Origin of the sequence: Clostridium sp. KLE 1755 (assembly GCF_000466465.2) — a bacterium.
Lineage (GTDB): Bacteria > Bacillota > Clostridia > Lachnospirales > Lachnospiraceae > Eisenbergiella > Eisenbergiella porci.
Map to the genome: position 1 here is coordinate 21,877 of NZ_KE992653.1, position 23,267 is coordinate 45,143.

The window sequence follows — 23,267 nt, forward strand, 5'->3', positions numbered from 1 at the left end:
TGATTACTACTTATAAACCTTCATAAGTCCCGATGCATAAACACCATCGTCCGCATTTTTGTTAAATACAGCTTGGTATACTTCATTTTTATCCAGATTGTAGAATTTTGATGTATACGTTGAAGTTGTACTAGGTTGCCATGCTGATGCAACTGCAAGGGATGAAATATGTAGTTCAGATCTCCAACTCGTTGTACAAATTACATTAGTAAACTGTACATAAATTGTATCATATCCTGTAAAACCCACTGATGATGCTGCCATTCCCGTTGCAGAAAATGATGCGATATATGGAATTCCCAAATCCCAAATGCTTCTTGGCGTCCTTGCATCTGACTGTTTTAAACCGAACTCACACTTAGAGGCATCTATGTCATATATGCTCAGATTTCCTTCTTTTCTAAGGTACACACCCGGCTCAACCTCAACTGGCTCAACGTCTTTCAATATTTGATCTATTTCAATGGGTGTAAGTTTATTTGGTTCTGCGGCAGACAGCGACATTGAAAAAAACAATGTCATCATACAAATACAAAGTATTATTGCTTTTAATTTATTTTTCATAAAATATATCCCTCTTTTCCCTGAAAATAAAATATTATTTATCCTTTGCAAATAATTATAGTCCCTTTTATGTACTTTACTACTTGTTGATCTTCATCGGTATCACTTCCTTTCTAAATGCTCAATAAACACTCCAAATTTCAATAATATTGTAACTATACAGAGCTCAGGTTAAAAATTATTTAACAAAATTCCCTGTTCAGTCCTATTTTTTGCTACCAATAGTCCCGTTAAATTTTAATTCTTTTCTAGATCCATTAATAAATTTCTCAATCTCAAGTATTATTTATTATATATTAACAAACTTAGTACAACAATTGTATATTTGTCTTTATTCAGTCGTTTTTAGACCTCCAATTGTATCTCCTACCTATTTCTATTGTTCAGCCAGTCTTCCCGGTTCTTATCAGGCTTTATGGTCATACGCTTATCTTCTGGCTCTTTGTCAGAGACATTTCTATTTTTTAGTGCCAGATAAAATAAGAATAAGGACTTGTAAAATGTTACGATTCGTACAGTTGAGGGTCAAAAAACGACAGAATAAGGTCAAAGGAGTATTCTTAACAGTAGATTTGATAAAATATAAATAATCGTATAAGTGTTTAGGATTTTAAAAGCTTTAGGATAAAAAGATAATCGGTTCAAGCAATTTTATGGTCTTCTTTAATCGTCTGAAAACAAAGGAGAAAAAAAGTGATTCGTATAGCAATTTTGGATGATTCTGATAAAGACAGAACTTTTATTAATAATATAACTAATAAATATTTTAATCGTAAGGGAATTCGGTCAGAAATTTATTTGTTTTCAAAAGCTGAGATTTTACTTATAGAACTAAAGGAAAAGGAATACTACGATATTTTTATGTTGGACATTGAATTACCGGAGCAAAGTGGAATACTGGTAGCAAAAGAGACCAGAAAATATTTGCCGGAGTCATTTGTAATCTTTATATCTAACTATGAGGAATATGCATTAGAAGGCTACAAAGTCAGAGCTTTTCGTTATATTACTAAAGACATGCAGAGACTGGAGAACTTATTAGAGGAAGCTTTAGATTGCATTGTACCGATAATTGAGCAGAAAAATGAAAAAGAATATCTATATATAGCAGGCAGTTCCTTTGGAAAAATATTATACCGTAATATCTATTATATTGTTAAGGATCATAAATACATAATAATATACTATCGTGGTGGTGTAATAAAAGAAAGAAAGACATTACAGGAAGTATATCAGGAGCTGGATGCGGAGGAGTTTTTTTATATTGACAAGGGATGTATTGTAAATGTTTGCCATGTGTGTTCCTGTGACAGAGAAAAGGTTTATCTTACCGGAGGGACAGAACTTCATATCAGCCGTTCAAAATATGAAATGGTCAGAGAAAAAGTCCTTACCTATTGGGGGAAGATTAAATGATGGTACATGTAATATTATCAATAATTGAAGTTTCTCTTCATATGTTGGTGGGAATGGGATTGTTTATAGGTGTTTACGGAAGAAAAAAGGGAGGTGTAAAAGTTTACGCATATTTGATGACAGGATTGTGTTTTATAATGGAATTATATAATAACTATTACAGTCAGATATCATTAACAGCAGTAGTATTTGTTGCTGTAGTGGAAAGTATCTGTCTTTGGAAATGGAGCAACTGTAAATGGAAGACTTCTTTTAGCTGGTGTCTGTTTTATAATAATTTCTGTGTTTTATGTATTCTGCCGGCCCTTATTCTGGTTGGAGTTAATTCAGATTATAGTCTGGCACAGCTTATCCGTGTAGAAAATATGCTGATAAGGTTATATGGTTGTGTAATTCTTTTAATATTTTTTCTTATATTAAGGTACAATTTTAGAAAAATTAAGAGTTTTCTGAGAATAATTCTGAGCAGATATTTATATTTAGTGCTGGCTATTGGTACTTTTGAATGGGTTATGGGGATAGGCCTATGGAATCTGGGAATTGATGGTTTTTCAACGCATGTATTTTGGCTGGCAATTTTATTAATTCTCTGCCTGATATTTCTTATATTATTATTGAGTATTATTTTATTATATAAAATAGCTGAAGCTAAATTAAATATAATGTATATCAATGAAAAAAGTATAAAACAAAATTTCAGATTAATAATGCAGGAGCAGGATAAAATCAGAAAAATCAACCATGATCGAAAATATGAATTCCAGTACCTTTTAGAATGTATGGAAAAGGAAGAATATCAGAAGGGGAAAGATTATATTATTGAGAGGTATGCGCAATTTAAGAAAGAACAGATGGTCAGAATCTGGACTGGCTGTAATGGAATTGACAATCTGCTTAACAATGCCGGAAGTCAGGCTAAGAAGAAATATGTTGAGCTAAAGCTGGAAACTGAAATTATGGAAAGCCCGATTAAAGAATATGATTTTTTTGCTGTTCTGGGAAATCTGCTGGATAATGCGATAGATGCTGCGGCAAAGTGTGACGAAGGAAGGAGGAACGTAGAACTTAAACTTTACAGGGCAAATAATATTACTGTACTTAGTCTGAAAAACAGCTATTTGGAAGAGCCGGTAAAAAAGAAAAGGAAATTTATATCATCTAAAGAAGGAAGGGAGCATGGATGGGGAATTGAAAATGTAAAAGGGATAGTGGAACGTAATCATGGAAGAATGGATATCAACTATGGAGATGGTATTTTTACAGTACAGATAACATTTGGAATGTAAGAAAAAGTAAATAAGGAAGAAGGCAGATTTAATGGAGAATTTAGAACACTATGCAGGTGATATTTTATCAGAAATTAAAGAGGCAGAAAAGCTTAGTCCAGAGTCAGAAATAGAAGTAATTGTTTCGATAACTAACGATTGTGGACCATTTTTTACTTTATCTTGTTGCTAAAAACAAAGGAAAATAAGAACAAAGGAAAATTTTATAAAAAAGTCTTATAATTTCCTATTTAAGGTGAAAATCTATGGAGGCTAAAAGAATATTACAGGAGAATACAGTATTTTGGAATGAAATACTGGGGGAAAAATTATATAAACAAATATTGGAAAATGAAAAGGAAACTTTTATTCAGTCTGATCAGCCTTATATATTCGAAATAGAGAATCTAACAAAAGAATTTTACGAATCAGAGGAATCCAAGACAGATGTAAAAAAATTTCAATTGAAGGACAAAGTTTTCGAACCATTTTATGTAAATATAATTAACACATTCCTGAAGAAAGTAAAAAAAGTGAAGCTTGTTCATAAATTCTTAGTTGAACCGTTACAGATGATAGCTGAAGTTTTGGCATATAGCATTCAAGATATACCGATTCGTGTCTGTATTTATGATATGCATTTGTGGAAAGAGCAAGGTAAACTGCAGGGAGAGAATATAATAGAGGAATATGAATATTATTGTAGAGAACGGCTTTGTAATATTGGTGAATTAAAAAAATTATGCAAAGAATATCCGGAAATGATGCGACTAATATGGCTCAAAATAACATTTGCATGGCAAAATCTTAATGAACTTCTTGAACATATAGACATGGATAAGAAAGTGATAATTAAAAAATTTTGCAATAACAATAATTTTCTTAAAATAGTTTCATTGAATATGAATTGTTCTGACTGGCATTCAGGAGGTAAAAGCGTTGCCAGATGTACTTTAGATAATGGTACAACACTTATATACAAACCTCACAGCCTTCATAAGGAGATATTGTATCACAAAATAATTAACCTGTTTTATAGAAATATGGGCCTGGCTCCTTTTTATTTCAAACTATATGATAGGGGATCTTATGGCTGGGAAGAATTTTTGGAATGCTCATCCTGTGAAAATAAGCTTCAGGTAAAAAGATACTTTATGCGTATGGGGGTCCAGCTTTTTCTATGTATGTTACTGAATGCATCCGATATGCATCAGGAAAATTTCTTGGCGGTGGGGGAATTCCCTGCTGCATTGGATTTGGAAACTTTGCCAGGAATAAAAAAAATACACGATATTAAAAATGCGGAAGAAAGAATAACTAAGATAATACAGGATTCTGTATTAAGCACAGCTATTCTTCCGACAACTTCATGGAGTGCAGCAGGTAAAGGGGTTATATTTGGGGCGTTAAATTATGATGCAGATTTAAAGAGTACCGTAAAGCTTCCGGTTATAAAAAAAGCAAAGACCTCTGAAATGTATATTGATTATGAGTATAGGGAGATACAACAAGGAAAGAGTCTCCCTGTTTTTGAAGGCAAACAAATTAATCCTAAAGATTATATTGAAGAAATATGTACTGGTTTTCGAACTGCGTACCGTATATTCTTGAAAGATAAGACAAATCCAGAAAAACTATTTGAGACATTCTGGAAAGAACAGTGTCGTATCCTGATCAGACATACTCAGCAATATAGTATGTTATTGTCCAGTTCTTTACATATAGAATTTTTAAAAGATTCTGATAAACGTCTCCTTTTTTTACAGATACTTCAGAAGGAAAAGATAAATATTTTACAGAACTTGAGATTGAAGCACTTTTTCAAGGGGATATACCTTTGTTATCCTGCAGAGGTGATGAAAATTTGGCATATTTTTCAGCCTCCCCAAAGATTTGTTATGAAAAGAGAATAAAAAATATAACAGAAGTTGATATGGAACAGCAAATAGACTTTATTCAACTATCTATGAAAATGTCAAACCCGGAAGTAAGAATAAACAAATATCTGAATAGTGAGGATAAGGGCTGCAATACTGATACCTTATGCGTCAGAAAAGGTATCCAAAAAATATATGAGTTAATACAAAAAAGAGCAGTTGTTGAAAATGAGGATATAGGATGGATTACTGTTAAAATGAAAGAAGGTAACAGCTGGTATCTAACCTCAGCCGGGATGGATTTTTATGATGGAATTGGAGGAATTGCTTTCTTTTTGACATTGCTGAAGATAAAAAAATATCCGGTTTGTAATAGAATGTATAGATTAATTCTCAAGAAGCTATTCTTATTTACGGATTCAAACAAATCCCTTGAATCATGTAAAACGGGGTTATTGGTTGGAGAAGGATCTATTGCATTTACCTATTATCTCTTATATATGCTTACAAAGAAAAATATATTTAAGGATTATGCCGACAAACAAATAATAAAACTAAAAGATACATTCCGGAAAGATATGGAATTTGACTTATTATCAGGAAATGCCGGTGCTATTACCTTGTTAATAAAGATGCATGATGAATTTGGTGGCAATAAATACTTAGATTTGGCTATACAGATGGGAGATTATTTAATAGCTCATGCACAAAAACAATGTATTGGTATAGGATGGACAAATGTAACAGTAACAAGAGCATTAGGAGGAATGGCACATGGAAATAGCGGGTTTTTATCAGCATATATTGATTTGTATCGTATTACTCATAAAATAAAATATAGAAAAATAATTGATGATATATTAGCTTATGAGAATTCTCTTTATTCCTTAGAAAATAGGAATTGGGTTGATTTACGATATCCCGACAAGGAGATATTTGGAAATGCATGGTGTCATGGTGCGGCAGGAATTTTATTGTCAAGGCTAAAACTGATTTCCTTAAAGGAATATAGCGGGAATAATGAGGTTGCTCGTGATATTGATAGTGCATCTTCAATATTATTTTCAAATTGGAAAAGGAGTGGAATGTGTCTTTGCCATGGTATGGCAGGAAACTACTGGATAATGAAGCAATATGAAAAAGTATTTGGGGTAGATTATTTTCAAAAAAAAGCCATGAATGATACATGGAATAATTTTATAGAAAATGTTTTGGACTGGAACAAAATGCTCCCTCAGGAGGTAAATTCTTTGGGACTTATGAATGGAATAGTTGGTGTTGGATGTGTTTTATTGATATAAAAACAACGATGGAAGTATACAAGTGGTCTAACTTTGTATGCTTCCTTTTTTATAGGGTCAAAAAATGACGGATGGAGCTATTTTTGACAAATTTTAATCTGAATATGATATTTTTTTATTGTAAACTCTGCAGAGTAAACAGTACTATATAATTTTATTGAAAATGAAAGTATTTTAATACTTATACTAGAAAGGATGAGCAAAGCGTATGAAAAAAAGAAATATTATTTTACCTATTCTTACATTGGCTTTTATGTTTTCTATCCCCTGTTCCGCGGCACAACCTAGAATACAAGTATGTTGCGAAAAAATGAATAATGTTTCGTCTACGTATGAGTCACATTGTAATAATCTGTCTGGTACAATGTGTGAAGTAATTATCTGGAAAGATACCCATTGTACTAATTGCGGTGCTACAACTAAGTCAATAGCTGGTGGTTATAGCCATGCACCTCATTTTTAAAAATTATATTGCAATAAGTTTAATAATCATGATTAAAATTTTTAATTAACAATCTTATAATACACCAACATGCATATAAATTGTATGTTGGTGTATTATAAAAAGTCATTCATATTAAGTTAGATTTCATGTAATGAAAATAAGATATAAGTCGTTATAATGTTATTTTACAATTATCTAGATTATATTATTTTCGTTAGAGTTTTATTTTTTCAAATTGATTTCGACATTTAATTTTTGATGTTATAGATAAATTAATTTTTTTAGATAAAAGTATTGTTTACAGAAAGAAAAATAAGGGGGCAAAAACAACGTTACAGAAGCTTATGAGATATCTTGGTAGAAACAATGTGTGTATACTTGGTTTTTTGGTGGGATGCATATCATTTATATGTATATTTGGTACACAAATTTTGAATATTACATATACGGATTGGCTTTTGGGTGGTGGTAATATCACCCAAAACTTTCTTGGATGGATTTTTTTTAGAAATAGTGAATGGCTTTTCCCCATTGGATTAATGAATAATATAACATACCCTAATCCTGTATCTATTATCTATACAAATTCAATACCATTATGTGCAATTTTTTTTAAACTGTTCGATGTAGTTCTACCAAATGAGTTTCAGTATTTTGGGCTATGGATTATTCTGTGTATGGGTCTTCAAGGTGCCTATAGTTCCCTTCTTATTTATCATTTCATTGAAAATAAAATGATAGCTGTGATAAGTAGCTTATTTTTTGTGATAACTCCAATTTTACTGGAACAAGTATCATTAAACTTTGCGTTAGGTGCTCAGTGGTTGATTCTTTTTTCACTATATGTGGGTGTTAAAAGAAAATTGATGGAGCGAAGAAAGAAAATTATTGTATGGGGAATGGCTGGTTTTTTGGCAGGAAGTATTCATCTATATTTTATACCTATTTGTGGTATTATTTTTTTTAGCTTTTTGCTATCAGATATTATACTGAATAAAAATAAAATACATACACTAGAGGATTTTTTTTCCTATATATGTGTGGCTATTGTGACAGTAACACTTTTGGGAGGTTTTTCTCATTTTCATTTACCGGATTCTACTTTAATAGGACAAGGAAGCTTTAATTTGAACGGATTTCTAAATCCACAGGGATGGTCAAAGTTGATACCTAGCTTTGTGGTATATGGTGAAAATCCTTCTGAGGGATTGGCATATCCAGGAACTGGTATTTTATTACTATTTATAGTTGGGTTAGTAGTTTACTTATTAAATAAATTTATATATATATTCGTTAATAAAGAAAAATGTCCTCGATTATTTATTAAAAATTTTCATGAAAATAGATTGGCATTTTTGATTTTATCAATATTGTCTATTTTAATTTCCTTATCCCCTTGGATAACTTACGGAAATAAAATACTTTTAAAGATAGAGTATCCGACTTGGGTTTATTCCATATGGCTGCGTATTGGTAATTGCGGCCGGTTTATTTGGCCGGTTGTCTATTTAGTCATATTAGGATGTGTGATATGGCTGAAGAAAAATATACCTTGGAAGAATATTTTAATTATTCTGTTAGTTCTATTTACTATTGTACAAGTTCAAGACGAGAAGTGGCAATTAATACATAGAAAGGTTCAGTTTAGTACTAATTTCTGTTATAAAAGTCGTTTAGAAGATGGAATATGGGAGGAATGGGCAAATGACGAAAAGTTAAAGCATATTGTTTTTATTTCTAATATTTTTGATGATGAAGAAATGTTATATAGCTTGAGTATTTACGCAGCTAAAAATGGAATGACTGTGAATGGTTTTAAATTATCCTGTCAAACGGTTCGGGATATGAACTTAATGGATCAAAGTAAAATTAGGGGTAATATACAGGAAGACACATTATATGTATTTAAAGAATCAGATAGAATGATACGTAATGATATTTATATGAACTATAAAAATATCGATGGAATGGTTATAGGAACTATAAAACCGTTTGAATACTGAGTACATAATATAATTTTTTGTTTTCTGTAAAAAGTATTTTCTATTATTATCATGGAGAAGAATATGAACAAATTAATTACAACTAATTATAAAATGGGAAAAGGGCTCTCTTCATGGCGTGATGGTTCTGCCCAGTCTATTACTTTTGTTGTAACAGAAGATTGCAATTTAAGATGTAAATATTGTTATATTTCGCACAAATCAACTGATAATAAAATGAGCTTCGAAACAGCACGAAAATTTATTGATTACATATTAAGCGGAAAAGTTCATTGTGGTCCGGCTGTCATACTTGATTTTATCGGCGGGGAGCCATTTCTTGAGATTGAACTGATCGATAGAATTTGTGATTATTTTAAAGTGCAGGCATATGTAATGAAACACCCCTGGTTCTGGAATTACCGATTCAGCTTTTCAACTAACGGAATAAATTTTGGTGAAGAGAAGGTACAGAGGTATTTGGAAAAGAACAGAGGAAAAGTATCGGTAGGCTTAACAATAGATGGTAATAAAGAAAAGCATGATTTACAACGTGTATTTCCGGATGGCTCTGGTTCCTATGATTATGTTTTATCCAATATACCCTTATATCTTAAAGAGTTTGCACCTAGTACAAAAGTTACATTTTCCAGCGAGGATCTTAAATATCTTAAGGACAGCATAATTAATTTATGGGAAATGGGGATCACGGATGTTGCTGCAAATGTAGTATTTGAAAATGTCTGGAGAGAAGGAGACGATAGTATACTGGAGGAGCAGCTGAAGCAATTAGGTGATTATATCCTTGATAACAATTTATATGGACAATATAATTGTACGTTCTTTTCTGAAAGTATTGGCGGATACCTGAAACCACAATTATTAGATCGGCCAACATGCGGGGCAGGCAAAATGGTTGCTTTAGGACCGGATGGAAAAATTTATCCTTGTATTCGTTATAAGTCATATTCCCTGAATAAAAGAAAAGAGTGGATAATAGGTGATGTTGACAACGGAATCGACATGGAAAAAATAAGGCCGTTTATGGTTGCAAGCAACCGCTACCAAAGTGATGCCGAATGTCTGGAATGTCCTGTGGCACAGGGTTGTAATCATTGCCAGGGGTTTAATTATGACGAAGCTGATACAGATACCAATTTTCAAAGATCCAAGTACATTTGTAAAATGCATAAGGCCCGTGTCAGGGCAAATGATTATTATTTTGCCAGGCTACATGAAAGATATGGTATAAAAAGAAGGTGGCATCAGGACAGACGCCAAATGTATTTTTTATTATCTGATAATTATGTTAGTTATTGCTGCTATTGCAATACAAAAGAAGAAGAATCGCAAGTTATGGCTAAGGAAGTGTTAGCGGAAGGATTATCTTTTTGTTATAGAAACTTCTATGAAGCAGTGCTGGTTCATCCTAATCATAGGGTGTTAGATATTGATATTCCCATTATACATGAATTTAGTATTCGGCATATTGTATCAGCTGATGTGTATAAGGAAGCTCTGGGTAAGTATATAAATGTACTTCCCGTATTTGAAATGAATACGCCTAATGAAGTTGAAGCTGCACCTGTTGATAACTGTATTTTTAACATTCAGGAACAAAATATAGGCGAACTCGCAGAAAATGTGAGTAAGCTTATGGAGAAATCTAATAGGATTAATGTTAATATTCATAATTTGAGCGCGGATTTCCAATTTGACATATATAAAGCACAGCTTTCTATTTTAGAAAAGGAATTGATAAAAAATCGAAAAAAGGAATTAAACTTAATTACAGACCGCTATTATCTAAAAGACTTCAGTAATTGTAAAGCGGGAGAAAAAACTTTTGTACTTTCGCCGGATGGTGATATCTATACATGTGTTGGACTTTATGAGAGCGGGCTTGAGCCTTCGATAGGAAGTATCGGTGAGGGCATAAATAAGCATTTAAATAAACATCTATATAATATGGACTACCATCCTATATGCCAGAAATGTGATGCTTATCAATGCAGGAATTGTATTTACCGTAATAAAAAAGCAACTAATGAGGTGAATGTATCTCCTTCATATCAATGTAAGAAAAGCTATATAGAACGTTCTGTCACACAAAAATATCAATTGGATATAGGCTGTAAGGGAGAACCAATAGACGATACAGAGTATATGGATCCGATTTCTAACATAGGAGGAGTCGATAGTTCCTTGTATTCTTTTTATACACACTAGATGTATGCAAGAGGATTAATTATGCGGAAAGTAATTGATATTTTATCAGAAAAAGAGAAGGAAGAGATTCTTGAGTTGTATGAAAAAAAGCTGGCAATGGAAAATCTGGCTAAAGTTATCAATGCAGAAACTGATGAACAGCTGTTTCAAAACCTCAAAAATGACTATCTTGTATTAATGAATGAATACACTGCATGGTGGAGTAATAATACAGAGATAAAGGGATGGGCAAAAGGAAACTTATTTATTGATTTTAATACAAATGAAGTTGTAATGGACGAATAGAAAAGTATGGGACGGTGGACAACTATGTATAATAGAAGATATTGGTTTGTTATTTTGGCAATGGTAATTTCCGGTTCGCTTATGGCATGCGGAGATAAGGAATTTCAACACATAACCCCTGACAGTATGGAAAGTGTAGCGTCCACGGAACCGGAGAAAGAGGAAGATGTTGAACCGCAGCAGAGTATATCGGAAGAAAATAATACATATAGTTATCTTACTGGTCTGCCAATAGCGGAGGAACAGAAAAATAAAAGGCCGATAGCAGTAATGATGAGTAATATTAAAAGTGGCTGCCCCCAATATGGAATTGAAAAAGCCGCTGTCATATACGAGGCTCCGGTAGAAACCCGTATTACCCGGTTGATGGGTATTTTCGAAGACTGGGAGGATATTGAGAAAATAGGGTATATTCGAAGCAGCAGGGATTATTTTGTATATAGTGCCTTGGAGCATGATGCTATTTATTGTCATTTTGGACAGGCGACTCTATATGTGGGTGAACTGCTTAATAGTGGGAGGGTAGATGCCATCAGCGCGGCGGTGGCGGGAATTAATCATCCGGCACAATATGCTTTCCACAGAACTGTTGACAGAAAGGCGCCTCACAATGTCATAACGTCAGGACCGGATATATTATTAGATGTGGAAAAGTTTAAATATTCTTTAACTTATCATGATACCTTCAAACCTAAATTTATATTTATGGAAGATGATGATTTATATCAGGATAAGCCGGAGGTACATGAAATTTATCCTGGAGGGAAATCCGGGAATGCCAGAAACGGCTATGGTAAAATTCAGGCATATTTTAAATATGAGGATGGAAAATATAACCGATATCAGTATGGAGGCCCGCAAATTGATGAAGAGACAGGAAGGCAATTAAGCTATGACAATGTAATATTGCAGTACTGTTACGGTGAAGTCAGAGATGAAAATGATTACCTGGCATTCGGCACTCATGGAGATAATGGATATCCTGTACAGGTATTCACAGGAGGAAAAATAATTCAAGGTACCTGGTCGCGTTTCAGTGATAACGATCCTGCTATTTATGTTGACGAAAATGGGGATACAATCAAATTAACACCAGGAAAGACGTGGATTTGCATTGTCTGGATGGACTATGCGGAGGATGTAATACTTAATTAGACATCTACAGTGGAGGATAAAGTGACGTGTAAAAAAGAAAGAGCAATATACGATTTTTTATATTCCTATACTTCCGGGTATAGATTACATTTATTAACGCTCATTTTTCTCTTGTTCACAGGACTGACTATGGCTTGTGTACAACCGCTTATTTATGGAAAATTAATTGACAGTGTTGTAAATATAAATGTAAAGGGATTTAGCTCAATTCTTTTTGTGTATTTCAGTTCGGTAATTATGGTAAATATGTTACATGTGATGGAAAGTTATTATGGGGAATGGATATCCTTCCGGATTACCTCTAAAATAAAAAGTAATGTTTTTAAAAATATTATTTTATTAAGATGCCTGGAAATTGAGCGGATGGGAAAAGGAGAATTGTTATCACGTTTAAATGGTGATATAGAAGTGATTACAACATATTTTATTAGCCTGGTTACATCAGTCATATCAATTTTCCTGAATTCTGTTATTTCACTGATATTCATATTTAATATATCCGGGAACCTGTCCAGAATTGCGCTTATATTTATACCACTTTCATTTTTAGTTAATTTCTATTTTAAGAAGAAATATGGGGCAATACAGACAGAAAAAAGCTCCTATTGGGATAAATATTATACTTTTCAAGTTAATGTATTAAATAACATAATTTCCTTTCGTACTTATTCTGTTGAAGATAAATATGTTAATTTGTTTGGTAACCTGATGGAAGGTCAATGGAGAATTACCAGGAAAGAAAAGAAGCTTCGTTCACATGCTGTAATTTGCGGAAGTCTGATTATGAACTTTTCATCTCTCCTTCTTTTTTACTTTGCAGCCATAATGATATGGAAAAATGAATTTAGCCTAGGAAATATGATTTCATTTCTGACATATATTTCTTTCTTAACGAAAGAAGTAGATCGGATTTTAAATTTAAACCTGGAATCACAAAAAGTACAGGTTTGTATAAAACGTCTGAAGGATATAGAAAAACTGCCTTCTGAAACGGTTCTTATAAAGGAAAAAGAGGATGTGGAAATTCAAGTTTTTAATTTATTGCTTGTGAATAATGTTTTCTTTTCATATGTTCAGGGACGTAATATATTAAATGGAATTTCTCTTGAAATTAATGAAAATGGTTTATATACCATGGTAGGAAAAAATGGATCCGGCAAAAGTACTTTATTAAAGTTGCTAGTGCGATATTATGACTATACAAGTGGAGATATCTGGTTTGGACAAAAGGAACTTATGAATATCCCTCTTCCTATCTTGAGACGTTCGGTTAAATATATTTCTAAGGATGCTTATATAGAAAACATATCTTTTTTAGAAAATATACGTTTTTTTTGCGATGTAGACGATGATAACGAAATTATCAATGTATATGAAAAGGTTGGTCTTTCAGATTTTATTGAATCTCTGCCGGAGAGATATAACACGAAGGTAGGTGAAAATGGAGTTACACTATCCAGCGGGCAAAAACAAAAAATTAATATTGCAAGGGCACTTGTCAGTAAAGCCAGTATTTTACTATTTGATGAAATTACATCGGATTTAGATGGCAAGTCAGAAAGAGATATTAATTTTATTCTGAGAAAAGAAAGTAAAAATAAAATTATTATACATGCAACACACCGGATAAATTCAGCCAGAGAAGGAGTAAAAATTTTTGTTTTAGATAAAGGAAGAATTGAACTGGCCGGAAACCATGATTTTTTACTCGCGAATTCCGAGACTTACAAATATCTGTTTACATATTCAAATGGGTAGCAATGGCTACGGAATAAAATAATGATGGAAAACAAAGGGTTTATAAAAGAAAGGAGGGCAGGCATGTACGAGAGTAAATTACAGGAATTGCTGTCTATGGATGAAATACTTAGAGTAGACCCACAATGTGCAGAGCAAGCCTGTAAGGGATTATGTACTGGCGCATGTCAAGCTGCCTGCGGCTATTCATGCCAGGCAGACTGCGCAGTGTCGGGACTATGGTAACAATTAAAAATTTTTAAGAGAGGAGGATTAAGGTATGTTTGAAAGTAAACTTGAAGAATTAGAAATTTGTGATTTCGTTCCCAGGGATATTACCCAATGTGCAACTGATGCATGTAAAAACCAATGTACTGGAATATGTACAGCTCGGTGTCAGAATGCCTGTGAAAATACCTGTTCATTTTCTGGATTCTGGTAATTATGCGGCATGAGTAAAAAGAAAAACCGGCCACCGGACCGTGAAAGCCTCAATTCCCTTTCACAGCCGGCGGCCGGTTCTTTAGTAATTAAAGTTGCGGGGGCGCCAAAGTTTTCTATGTCTGTAACATATGGCACAGCTAGAATCCCCTGTATCATTCAATATGCACTGCGCCTTTATTCCGCTATCTTCGCACCGCAGCATCCGCAGAAAACAAAGCCGTCCTTCATTTCGGCGCCGCATACAGGACACTTCCTGGCAGGCTTTTCCCCGGCTTCCTTTGCAGGCTCCGGCTCCAGAAGAGAGCCGCACTGCGTACAGAACCGCAGGCCTTCCTGATTCAGGGCCTGGCAGGCGGGACAGACCACCATGGATTCCGGGGCCGGATCAGGTTTCTTTTCCGGTTCGGCAGCAGCAGTGTCGCCGGTATTATTTCTGTTTTCCTCCGGCGGCCGGGCTTCATCATTATCCGCGCTGTTTCCTTTGGGGTTATTTTCCCGTTTTATCCGCTCGATCTCAGCCTTTGCCTGCTCAATCGCCTCATAATGTGCGGCGGCGGCAGCGCAGAAATCCTGGATTTCTGTGTCGATGGGTTCCTCCCCTGCAAATTTTTTATAATAAAAATCTCCGATCTTATTCAGTTCCTCTGCAGCAGCATTCTTTTCTGAAGAAATTTTCGCATTGAGCTTTGTGATCTCAATGGCGTCGTTTGTCCTGTCCCCGATATTTTTTGCGATATTACCAATCTTGTCTAAAAAGTCCATATGAGCAATACCTCCTTTTTCCCTATTCTATATTTATATATGTGGTATAACAAGTAAAATTTTATTAAGCTTCTATTAAATTAATTGGAATCCCGGGCTAAACGTGTTATTCTTTGCATATAGCAGGTGTAACTGTCTCTGTAACGGGAGCAAAGGAGCAGCCGGGAAAGGAAAACCATGTTGAATCTGGGATTTTATTTTTGTCTATTATTAGGAATTATTTTTTTGATCCTCGGAATTATTTTTGCTTTTCTTAAGGAGAAGGGCGCGATGCTGATCAGCGGTTTTAATACCCTGCCTGAAAGAGAGCGGGAAAAATACGACAAGGCGCGAATGAGCCGGGATCAGCGGAACCTGTTTTTTCTGTGGTGCGTCGTATTCCTGATTGGGGGAGCGCTGTCGTATTTTGTAAACACATATTGTGCCATTCCGGCTTTTGCCGTCTGGCTGGTTCTGTTTTTCCGCGAGGTCCATATAGATACGGAAAAGGCTTTTGGCAAATACCGTAAATGAGTTCCTGACGAAACAGGCTGTAATATTTACGCCGCCAGATGGCTGACGGTGCGGCCGCAGCGGAACGGTTGTTATATATATGCATTTTCCTGTAAAATAATACCCCCTGCCGGTTAGAATTGATGCCGGCAGGGGGTGTGTCCTTAGGGGGAATCACCTATGTAATTAGAAATCTACTTCTAAGTCATAATAGCAGCACTTCAAAAGTTTTTCCATTTCCTCCTGTGTGGGGATACGGGGATTGCTGCCTGTGCAGGCGTCTCCGATAGCAAGCTCCGCAACTGCGGGAAGCTTGTCAAGGAATTCCTTCTCGTCAATGATGGAATTATCTGCAATAAGCCCTCCTTCTCCGTAATTCTTGATTGCGAGAGGAATATTCAGCATTCTGTTCATATTGCGCAGCTCTTCAATTAAGGATTCAACCAGTTCTTCGGTGGTATTTCCGGGAAGGTTGATAAATCTGGCAATATCTGCATATCTTTCAGAAGCTTCTGCATTTGCCGCATTGAATTTGATTACCTTGGGAAGGTACATTGCGTTTGCAGCCCCGTGGATAATATGTCCGCCGGAGAAAGCAGCGCCGGTCTTGTGTGCCATGGAATGAACAATTCCCAAAAGTGCATTGGAGAATGCCATACCGGCCAGGCACTGGGCGTCATGCATCTGATCGCGGGCGTCCATATCGCCGTCATAGGATTTCTTCAGATAGTCATGAATCATCTTGATGGCATGGAGAGCCAAAGGATCCGTGTAATTGCAGTGAAGCGTGGATACATAGGCTTCTACCGCATGTGTCATGGCATCCATACCTGTATGGGCTACCAGCTTCGGAGGCATTGTCTCCGCAAGGTTAGGATCAACGATGGCAACGTCGGGCGTAATGTTAAAGTCTGCCAGAGGATATTTAATACCCTTCTGATAGTCCGTGATAACTGCAAAAGCGGTAACCTCCGTTGCTGTTCCGGATGTGGAGGAGATAGCACAGAAATGAGCTTTCTGGCGCAGCTCCGGGAACGCAAAAGGAGTAATCAGATCTTCAAAGGTAGTGTCGGGGTATTCGTAGAATGCCCACATGGTCTTGGCTGCATCAATCGGTGAGCCGCCGCCCATGGCAACGATCCAGTCGGGTTCAAATTCCTGCATCATTTTCGCGCCGCGCATAACTGTTTCTACGGAAGGATCGGACTCAACGCCTTCAAAAAGCTTCACTTCCATGCCGGCTTCCTTCAGATATTCTTCAGCCTGTCCGAGGAATCCGCCTCTCTTCATGGAGCCGCCGCCAACAACGATGATGGCTTTCTTTCCTTTCAGATTCTTAAGCTCTGCGAGTGATCCCTTTCCATGATATAAGTCACGCGGTAAAGTAAAACGTCCCATTGCTAAAATACCTCCTTAAATTTTGTATGATTACCGGGTATGTCATGTCCCCCTCGATTGACATCTCGATTTGTTAATATTTTAACACTTTGAAACAGGTAAGTCAATGTAATTAGATAAAATATACAAAATAAAATAAAAAAAACAAAGAGAAGATATGTTTTATTTACATAAAAATATATGAATAAGACTTTTTGATTATGTATAAATAACACATAAAAATTATGTGGGATTATTTCGTTATTGTTTATTATCAGTGATTGCACATAAATAGATTTCATGTCGGTTAAGTAAAATTTCCGGAATGTAAAGGGTTTTTCTTTTCGGTTTTTCTTTTCCGTGTATGATTCTTGAATTATTTTTACCTATATAGTATGCTGAGTACATAAGATATGGGGGAAAGCTCATGAATATCAGTGTTTTAATTGTAGATGATGACAGATTGGTGGTAGACAAGCTGGTAGAAGGAGTATCATGGAAGAGGCTTGGTATCGGGACGGTTCTTACAGCCTATAATATCAGGCAGGCTATGGAAATCCTGAATGAAGTCAGTGTGGATATCCTGCTTTCAGACATAGAAATGCCTCAGGGGAGCGGCCTGGAATTGCTTGAGTGGATTCGAAACAAAGAAATTCCAATTGAGTGTATTTTCCTGAGCAGTTATGCATATTTTGCATATGCACAGAAGGCGATTAATCTGAAATCCAGGGAATATATGCTGAAACCGGTTTCGAACAGAGAATTGGAGGAGGCATTAACCAGTATTGTTGAGATTATCAGAGAACGTAATGAGCGGAAGGAAGATGGCAAGGATAAACAGAATGCATTCTGGGAGAGGTTCCTGTTTCAGGATGGCATGAGTTTATCCGGTGTGGAAAAGGCGCAGAAGGAAGGAATTTATCGGCCGTCGGAAAGGGGCCGTCTGGAAATTGTAAGAGCATTTCCGGATTCTGATACACGGAAGAAAAACGATATTAATCTTTACGATTTTATCGTACAGAACATTTCAGAGGAATTTTTCATCGGGGGGGGGTATAAACAGAATGAGTTTTTCCTGGTGAGAAGAAGTGATTATGAATGGTACTTAGTATTCAGGGAAAATGAGAAGCTGGAACAGCTTGAAAAACAGGCGGCTACCTTCAAGGATTATCTGGAAAAGGCACTCCATATGCGGGTTTGCATTTATATAGGAAAAGTTTGCAGAATGGACGGGCTGATAAATAGCAAAAAAATTCTGGAACAGATGGAATTGGAGGCGGTTCCTGGTGAAGGCGGACTTCTTTTTGAAGAAGAGTGGTTTAAGAAAGAGATAGAGTATATTTCTCCGCCATGGGAGGTATGGGAAAAGGAAATGATGGCGGAAGATATGCTGGAAGGTGTAGAGCAGAAGCTTCTTGAGTTTATACGCAGCCTATGGGCGCATAATCAGGTAACGGTATCGATACTGGAGCATTTCAGAAAAGAATTAATGCAGATGATATACAGATATCTTAATAAACAGGATATTCTTGTTACCAGAATTTTTGATGGAAAAGAATTTGACGATTTCTATGAGAAAGCTGTAAGCACACTTCCCGACATGGAGCTTTTCATACATTATATGCTGGAAAAGCTGTCGGGCTTCAGAAATCAGGACAACAGGCAGGAATCCGTTGTGGAGCAGATGAAACATTATATTAATGATCATTTGAGAGAAGATTTATCAAGGAAAAAGCTGGCCAGCATTGTTTTTCTTTCTGAAGATTATGTGTCAAAGATTTTTATGAATGTGACCGGTATGTCCATACCCAACTACGTGTCTTCCTGCAGAATGCAAAAGGCTCAGGAATATCTGAAGCATTCTAATCTTTCAGTAAGTAAGGTTGCACTGGAGGTAGGCTATAGCAATTTCTCATATTTCAGCAAAACATTCCGCGACTATGCTGGATGTACTCCCAATGAATACCGAAACAGGGTTCAGAACAATTCATATTGAAATATATCTGATAATAAATTTAAGGAATAAAATGGGCAGAGGCTCCTGAAAATTAACAATTTTCAGGGCCTTTGTTGTTTTTATAGGAAGGCTTTAGCAAAATTCTGTCCTGAATAACAAAAAAAAGTGATTCTGTAAAATTTCGGATGATAAAAGAGGACTTTTTTTTGTTAATAACTGGACTTAGAATTTATAGATAATATCTCTGGCAAAATATACAATTTATCTATAAAACACAACAATTATTTGTTCAATGCGCTATTTGCAATACATATAATTGAAATTTTACAAACAAACCGCACAAAAAAATAAGAGTTGGGAGTGGTAAAAGAGTGTCAGGAAAAACAGCTGCAATTAAAAAGAAACAGCAAACGTATGTACCGCAGGTGAGTCTGTGGAAAAGAATGTCAAGAAGTGGTTCACTGTATCTGTTAATGCTGCCTTCATTGGTTATCATGTTCATGTTTACTTACATTCCTATGTATGGTGTTGTCATTGCTTTTAAGGACTTCACACCTGCCGAGGGGATTATGGGCAGTGCATGGGCGGGAATGAAGTATTTTAAACAATATTTTAATTCCTATCAGTTCTGGACAACAATAAAGAACACTTTGATTATCAGTATTTACAGTATTATTGTTACATTTCCTCTTCCGATTGCACTTGCATTGATGTGCAACCAGATGGCGGCAAGGCGGTTCAAAAAGTTTTTCCAGGTTTCCACCTATCTGCCACACTTTATTTCTACTGTTGTTATGTGTGGTATGATAATTCTTTTCCTTTCTCCTAGTCATGGCATAATAGCGAAGCTGTTAAGCTACATAGGAATCACGCTTCCCAACTTGATGGGGCAGGCAAGTGCATTTTCCAGTATTTATGTATGGACCGAAGCATGGCAGCATGTTGGTTGGGACAGTATTTTGTATATTGCAGCTCTGTCCGCAGTAGATCCTTCACTGTATGAAGCAGCTACTATGGATGGGGCCAGTAAATGGCAGAAGCTGGTGAATATTGACATTCCCATGCTTCTTCCCACTGCAACCATCATGTTTATTTTGAGAACAGGCAGTATCATGAGCGTTGGTTTTGAAAAAGTATATCTTCTTCAAAACACACTGAACAGCAGTGCAAGTGAAATTATCTCCACTTATGTATACAAGATGGGTCTTGTAAGTAACCAGTACAGTCTTTCTGCGGCAATTGGATTTTTTAATAATATTATAAATCTGGCTTTATTGCTCAGCGTAAACTTTATCTCTAAGAAAATGAGTGATACATCTTTGATATAGAAGGGGAGTGGAGAAATGGAAAAACAGAAAAATGTGGTCAGTACAGGTATCAAGGTAAAAAAATCCAGAACAGACCGGATATTTGATTTTTTTCTGTATCTGATTGCTTTTATTATAATTCTGATAGTGCTTTACCCAATGTACTTTATTGTAATTGCATCTATCAGTAGTCCGGCGGATGTATCGGCGGGTAATATTGTCTTTCTGCCGAAGGGAATCAACTTCAAAGGCTATCAGAAATTAGCTGAATATTCCCAGCTTTGGGTAGGGTATAAAAATACAATACTTTACACAGCTGCAGGGACAGTAATTTCCCTGATAGTAAATATCCCGGCAGCATATGCGTTATCCAGAAAGGATTTGTGCGGAAAAAACCTGTTTACCGTATTTTATCTGATTCCCATGTTTTTTACAGGTGGTCTGATCCCCACCTATCTGGTGGTAAAAGATTTTGGGTTACTGGATTCGTTCTGGGTTATGGTTCTGCCGTTTTCCGTAATAACTTATTACATCATTGTTGCCAGAACTTTCTTTAACAATAGTATTCCAGGGGATTTGTGGGAGGCGGCCCAGATTGATGGCTGTGGAAACCTGAATTTCTTTTTCCGTATTGTGCTTCCCTTATCCAAGGCAGTTATTGCAGTTATAGCATTGTGGACTGCAGTAGGACAGTGGAATTCCTATTTTAACGCCTTGATTTATCTGAGAAGCCCTGAACTGCAGCCGTTGCAGTTGGTACTGAGGAATATACTGATTAGCAATCAGACTATCAGTGCCATGGCGACAGGGGCTGCGGCCGTGGAAGCCAAACAGATGGCTGATTTAATTAAATATGCAATTATTGTTGTTTCCAGTGCACCTATTATGTGTATGTATCCGTTTGTACAGAAGTATTTCAATCAGGGCGTTATGTTAGGATCCCTGAAGGGCTGAGACGGTAAAGCCATTGTGGCTTTCAGTATATTAAGAAAAGGAGAGAGATTATGAGCTATTTGAAAAAAGGATTGGGTATTTTTCTTGCGGCTACCATGGTAGTTGGAACCTTGGCCGGCTGCGGAAGCAAATCAGAAACAACCACAACTGCAGGAAGCGAGCCTGCCAAGGCCGAAACGACGGAGAACAGCGGCGGAGATGAGGCCGTATCCGATGATGTTCCTACTTATACTATTGCAACGGTACGCTGGACGGATTCCTGGCCTGTTGATTTCCTGGAAAGCGGTATTATGAAGGAACTTGAGGAAAAACACGGGATTAAGATTAACTGGCAGGTTTACTATAACAGTGATTGGGCAGAGCAGAAATCACTGCTGCTGGCATCCGGAGATCTTCCTGACGCATTCTTCGGTTCTATTTGTCTGAACGACTCAGATGTAGCGCAGAATAAATCATATTTTGTAGAGCTGACAGATCTGATCGATCAGAACATGCCTAACCTGAAGGCAGTATTTGAAAAAGAACCGGAGCTTCTTGCCCGTGCAAAGGATCGTAATGGAGAAATCTACAGCCTGGTTAAAAAACTTCCGTTAAGACCTACTGTATGCGGGGATATTATGTATCTGAACAAGGAATGGCTGGATAATCTGGGACTTGAAGTTCCCACAACCTATGAAGAACTGGAAAATGTTCTGGAAGCATTTGTAACTCAGGATGCTGACGGTGATGGAGATCCCAACAATGAAGTAGGTATCACCGGTTCCGCAAGCAGTGCTGTACTCAGCGGAAACTTACGTACTATTCTTGCTCCTTTTGGTACTCTTGTAAGCCGTGATAATAATTACATGGGCCTTGACAAGGATGGCAAACCAGTTTTTATGCCTGTACAGGATAATTACAAGGAAGCTGTAAAATGGATGTATGATATGTATCAGAAGGGTATTATTGACCCTGAATTCTTCACACAGGAATCCTCTATGGCAACTGCAAAGCTGCAGGCTGAAGGCGGTTCACAGGTTGGCCTTTTCACCGGATGGACAGCTGATGCACAGGCAGGACTGAATGCCGCTCAGTTTATTCCGCTGGAGGCAGTAGCAGGCCCTGATGGAGAACGTTATATTGAAAATGCACAGAATTACCTGGATGTATGTGACAGAGAATTAATGATTACTACAAATTGCAAAAATCCTGAAAAGCTGCTTCAGTGGGCGGATGATTTTTATACGGATCTCGTTTCCCTTCAGACCTTCTACGGATCTATTCCGGATCAGGTAAAGGATAATGGGGATGGAACCTATGAAGTACTGGTGCCTTCAGACGGAAGTTCTCTTGATACCTCCGCATGGTCTTATTCCATGCGTGACTTTGGACCGAAGTATATGAATCCTGATTTTTATGACAAGGTATCTCTTCCTGAGAATCAGGGTGACGGCATTAAGCTGGCAGAGGATGAAATAAATGCAAAATATGTACGCACAGATAAATCCAATGCGTTCCCTATGGTAAAATACACAGATGAAGAGTTAACAAGGCTTACAAGTCTCGGGACAGATATTTATAAATATGTGGAAGCACAATATGCTCACTGGGTTGTAGACGGCGGAATCGATAATGAGTGGGATGATTATCTGAAGCAGTTGGATGCAATGGGACTTCAGGAGCTTATAGAGATTCAGAATAATGCTTATGAAGCATATATGTCATCCATGAAGTAAAGT

The 23,267-nt window shown here is 36.3% G+C and carries 19 protein-coding genes; 16 read left to right on the forward strand and 3 right to left on the reverse strand.

Annotated elements, in window-relative coordinates; all coding sequences use genetic code 11:
• Nucleotides 1-6: 6 nt before the first annotated feature.
• A complete protein-coding gene (locus HMPREF1548_RS02015) occupies nt 7-564 on the reverse strand; it encodes a hypothetical protein (RefSeq protein WP_021634012.1) in 558 nt (185 codons plus the stop codon).
• A 693-nt stretch (nt 565-1,257) separates the two neighbouring features.
• Here HMPREF1548_RS02015 and HMPREF1548_RS02020 point away from each other — a divergent pair.
• From HMPREF1548_RS02020 to HMPREF1548_RS29305, 11 genes are all read left to right on the forward strand, one after another.
• Entirely contained in the window at nt 1,258-1,980 is a 723-nt protein-coding gene (locus HMPREF1548_RS02020) for a LytR/AlgR family response regulator transcription factor (protein WP_021634013.1), read from the forward strand.
• Nucleotides 1,977-3,266 (forward strand): sensor histidine kinase, encoded by a 1,290-nt coding sequence (locus HMPREF1548_RS02025; protein ID WP_021634014.1) that lies wholly within the window; start codon nt 1,977-1,979, stop codon nt 3,264-3,266. The genes HMPREF1548_RS02020 and HMPREF1548_RS02025 overlap by 4 nt, the downstream gene beginning before the upstream one ends.
• A 31-nt stretch (nt 3,267-3,297) precedes the next feature.
• The gene (locus HMPREF1548_RS29300; protein WP_157065612.1) at nt 3,298-3,438 is read left to right on the forward strand and encodes a hypothetical protein; all 141 of its coding nucleotides are present in this window, start codon (nt 3,298-3,300) and stop codon (nt 3,436-3,438) included.
• A 73-nt stretch (nt 3,439-3,511) separates the two neighbouring features.
• Nucleotides 3,512-5,158 (forward strand): type 2 lanthipeptide synthetase LanM, encoded by a 1,647-nt coding sequence (gene lanM / locus HMPREF1548_RS02030; RefSeq protein ID WP_021634015.1) that lies wholly within the window; start codon nt 3,512-3,514, stop codon nt 5,156-5,158.
• Nucleotides 5,110-6,423, forward strand: a complete 1,314-nt coding sequence (locus HMPREF1548_RS02035; RefSeq protein ID WP_157065613.1) for a lanthionine synthetase LanC family protein — start codon at nt 5,110-5,112, stop codon at nt 6,421-6,423. Before lanM ends, HMPREF1548_RS02035 begins: the two co-directional genes overlap by 49 nt.
• Nucleotides 6,424-7,212: 789 nt before the next feature.
• Nucleotides 7,213-8,871: a DUF6311 domain-containing protein gene (locus HMPREF1548_RS02040; protein ID WP_021634017.1), complete on the forward strand. Its 1,659-nt coding sequence runs from the start codon at nt 7,213-7,215 to the stop codon at nt 8,869-8,871.
• Nucleotides 8,872-8,934: 63 nt separating this feature from the next.
• A complete protein-coding gene (locus HMPREF1548_RS02045) occupies nt 8,935-11,079 on the forward strand; it encodes a radical SAM peptide maturase, CXXX-repeat target family (protein ID WP_051358292.1) in 2,145 nt (714 codons plus the stop codon).
• A gap of 21 nt (nt 11,080-11,100) precedes the next feature.
• Complete coding sequence (locus tag HMPREF1548_RS02050) at nt 11,101-11,364, forward strand: hypothetical protein (RefSeq protein ID WP_055725846.1); 264 nt, start codon at nt 11,101-11,103, stop codon at nt 11,362-11,364.
• Nucleotides 11,365-11,388: 24 nt separating this feature from the next.
• On the forward strand, nt 11,389-12,519 hold the full coding sequence (locus tag HMPREF1548_RS02055) for a DUF3048 domain-containing protein (RefSeq protein ID WP_021634020.1): 1,131 nt from the start codon (nt 11,389-11,391) through the stop codon (nt 12,517-12,519).
• Between the two features lie 21 nt (nt 12,520-12,540).
• The gene (locus tag HMPREF1548_RS02060; protein ID WP_035320675.1) at nt 12,541-14,277 is read left to right on the forward strand and encodes an ABC transporter ATP-binding protein; all 1,737 of its coding nucleotides are present in this window, start codon (nt 12,541-12,543) and stop codon (nt 14,275-14,277) included.
• Nucleotides 14,278-14,536: 259 nt separating this feature from the next.
• Entirely contained in the window at nt 14,537-14,698 is a 162-nt protein-coding gene (locus tag HMPREF1548_RS29305; RefSeq protein ID WP_157065614.1) for a hypothetical protein, read from the forward strand.
• 176 nt (nt 14,699-14,874) lie between these two features.
• Here HMPREF1548_RS29305 and HMPREF1548_RS02070 read toward each other — a convergent pair whose 3' ends face one another.
• Nucleotides 14,875-15,462, reverse strand: coding sequence for a zinc ribbon domain-containing protein (locus HMPREF1548_RS02070; RefSeq protein ID WP_021634024.1), 588 nt, complete (start codon nt 15,460-15,462; stop codon nt 14,875-14,877).
• A gap of 177 nt (nt 15,463-15,639) precedes the next feature.
• On the opposite strand from HMPREF1548_RS02070, the gene HMPREF1548_RS02075 reads away from it, so the two are divergent.
• On the forward strand, nt 15,640-15,975 hold the full coding sequence (locus HMPREF1548_RS02075; protein ID WP_021634025.1) for a DUF3784 domain-containing protein: 336 nt from the start codon (nt 15,640-15,642) through the stop codon (nt 15,973-15,975).
• Nucleotides 15,976-16,140: 165 nt separating this feature from the next.
• Here the strand turns inward: HMPREF1548_RS02075 and HMPREF1548_RS02080 are convergent, their stop codons facing one another.
• Complete coding sequence (locus HMPREF1548_RS02080; RefSeq protein ID WP_021634026.1) at nt 16,141-17,352, reverse strand: iron-containing alcohol dehydrogenase; 1,212 nt, start codon at nt 17,350-17,352, stop codon at nt 16,141-16,143.
• Between the two features lie 406 nt (nt 17,353-17,758).
• On the opposite strand from HMPREF1548_RS02080, the gene HMPREF1548_RS02085 reads away from it, so the two are divergent.
• From HMPREF1548_RS02085 to HMPREF1548_RS02100, 4 genes are all read left to right on the forward strand, one after another.
• The gene (locus tag HMPREF1548_RS02085) at nt 17,759-19,327 is read left to right on the forward strand and encodes a helix-turn-helix domain-containing protein (RefSeq protein WP_021634028.1); all 1,569 of its coding nucleotides are present in this window, start codon (nt 17,759-17,761) and stop codon (nt 19,325-19,327) included.
• Nucleotides 19,328-19,731: 404 nt separating this feature from the next.
• Complete coding sequence (locus HMPREF1548_RS02090; RefSeq protein ID WP_051358294.1) at nt 19,732-20,616, forward strand: ABC transporter permease; 885 nt, start codon at nt 19,732-19,734, stop codon at nt 20,614-20,616.
• 15 nt (nt 20,617-20,631) lie between these two features.
• Nucleotides 20,632-21,549 carry a carbohydrate ABC transporter permease gene (locus HMPREF1548_RS02095; protein ID WP_021634030.1) on the forward strand — a complete coding sequence of 306 codons (918 nt, stop codon included), beginning with the start codon at nt 20,632-20,634 and terminating at the stop codon, nt 21,547-21,549.
• Nucleotides 21,550-21,599: 50 nt separating this feature from the next.
• Entirely contained in the window at nt 21,600-23,264 is a 1,665-nt protein-coding gene (locus HMPREF1548_RS02100) for an extracellular solute-binding protein (protein ID WP_021634031.1), read from the forward strand.
• Nucleotides 23,265-23,267 lie beyond the last annotated feature (3 nt).

Coding starts and splice junctions, on each gene's coding strand:
- HMPREF1548_RS02090 (WP_051358294.1), top strand. CDS start 19,732: ATGTCAAGAAGTGGTTCACTGTATCTGTTAATGCTGCCTTCATTGGTT.
- HMPREF1548_RS02045 (WP_051358292.1), top strand. CDS start 8,935: ATGAACAAATTAATTACAACTAATTATAAAATGGGAAAAGGGCTCTCT.
- HMPREF1548_RS02080 (WP_021634026.1), bottom strand. CDS start 17,352: ATGGGACGTTTTACTTTACCGCGTGACTTATATCATGGAAAGGGATCA.
- HMPREF1548_RS02095 (WP_021634030.1), top strand. CDS start 20,632: ATGGAAAAACAGAAAAATGTGGTCAGTACAGGTATCAAGGTAAAAAAA.
- HMPREF1548_RS29305 (WP_157065614.1), top strand. CDS start 14,537: ATGTTTGAAAGTAAACTTGAAGAATTAGAAATTTGTGATTTCGTTCCC.
- HMPREF1548_RS02015 (WP_021634012.1), bottom strand. CDS start 564: ATGAAAAATAAATTAAAAGCAATAATACTTTGTATTTGTATGATGACA.
- HMPREF1548_RS02050 (WP_055725846.1), top strand. CDS start 11,101: ATGCGGAAAGTAATTGATATTTTATCAGAAAAAGAGAAGGAAGAGATT.
- HMPREF1548_RS02085 (WP_021634028.1), top strand. CDS start 17,759: ATGAATATCAGTGTTTTAATTGTAGATGATGACAGATTGGTGGTAGAC.
- HMPREF1548_RS29300 (WP_157065612.1), top strand. CDS start 3,298: ATGGAGAATTTAGAACACTATGCAGGTGATATTTTATCAGAAATTAAA.
- HMPREF1548_RS02075 (WP_021634025.1), top strand. CDS start 15,640: ATGTTGAATCTGGGATTTTATTTTTGTCTATTATTAGGAATTATTTTT.
- HMPREF1548_RS02055 (WP_021634020.1), top strand. CDS start 11,389: ATGTATAATAGAAGATATTGGTTTGTTATTTTGGCAATGGTAATTTCC.
- HMPREF1548_RS02025 (WP_021634014.1), top strand. CDS start 1,977: ATGATGGTACATGTAATATTATCAATAATTGAAGTTTCTCTTCATATG.
- HMPREF1548_RS02040 (WP_021634017.1), top strand. CDS start 7,213: ATGAGATATCTTGGTAGAAACAATGTGTGTATACTTGGTTTTTTGGTG.
- HMPREF1548_RS02100 (WP_021634031.1), top strand. CDS start 21,600: ATGAGCTATTTGAAAAAAGGATTGGGTATTTTTCTTGCGGCTACCATG.
- lanM (WP_021634015.1), top strand. CDS start 3,512: ATGGAGGCTAAAAGAATATTACAGGAGAATACAGTATTTTGGAATGAA.
- HMPREF1548_RS02070 (WP_021634024.1), bottom strand. CDS start 15,462: ATGGACTTTTTAGACAAGATTGGTAATATCGCAAAAAATATCGGGGAC.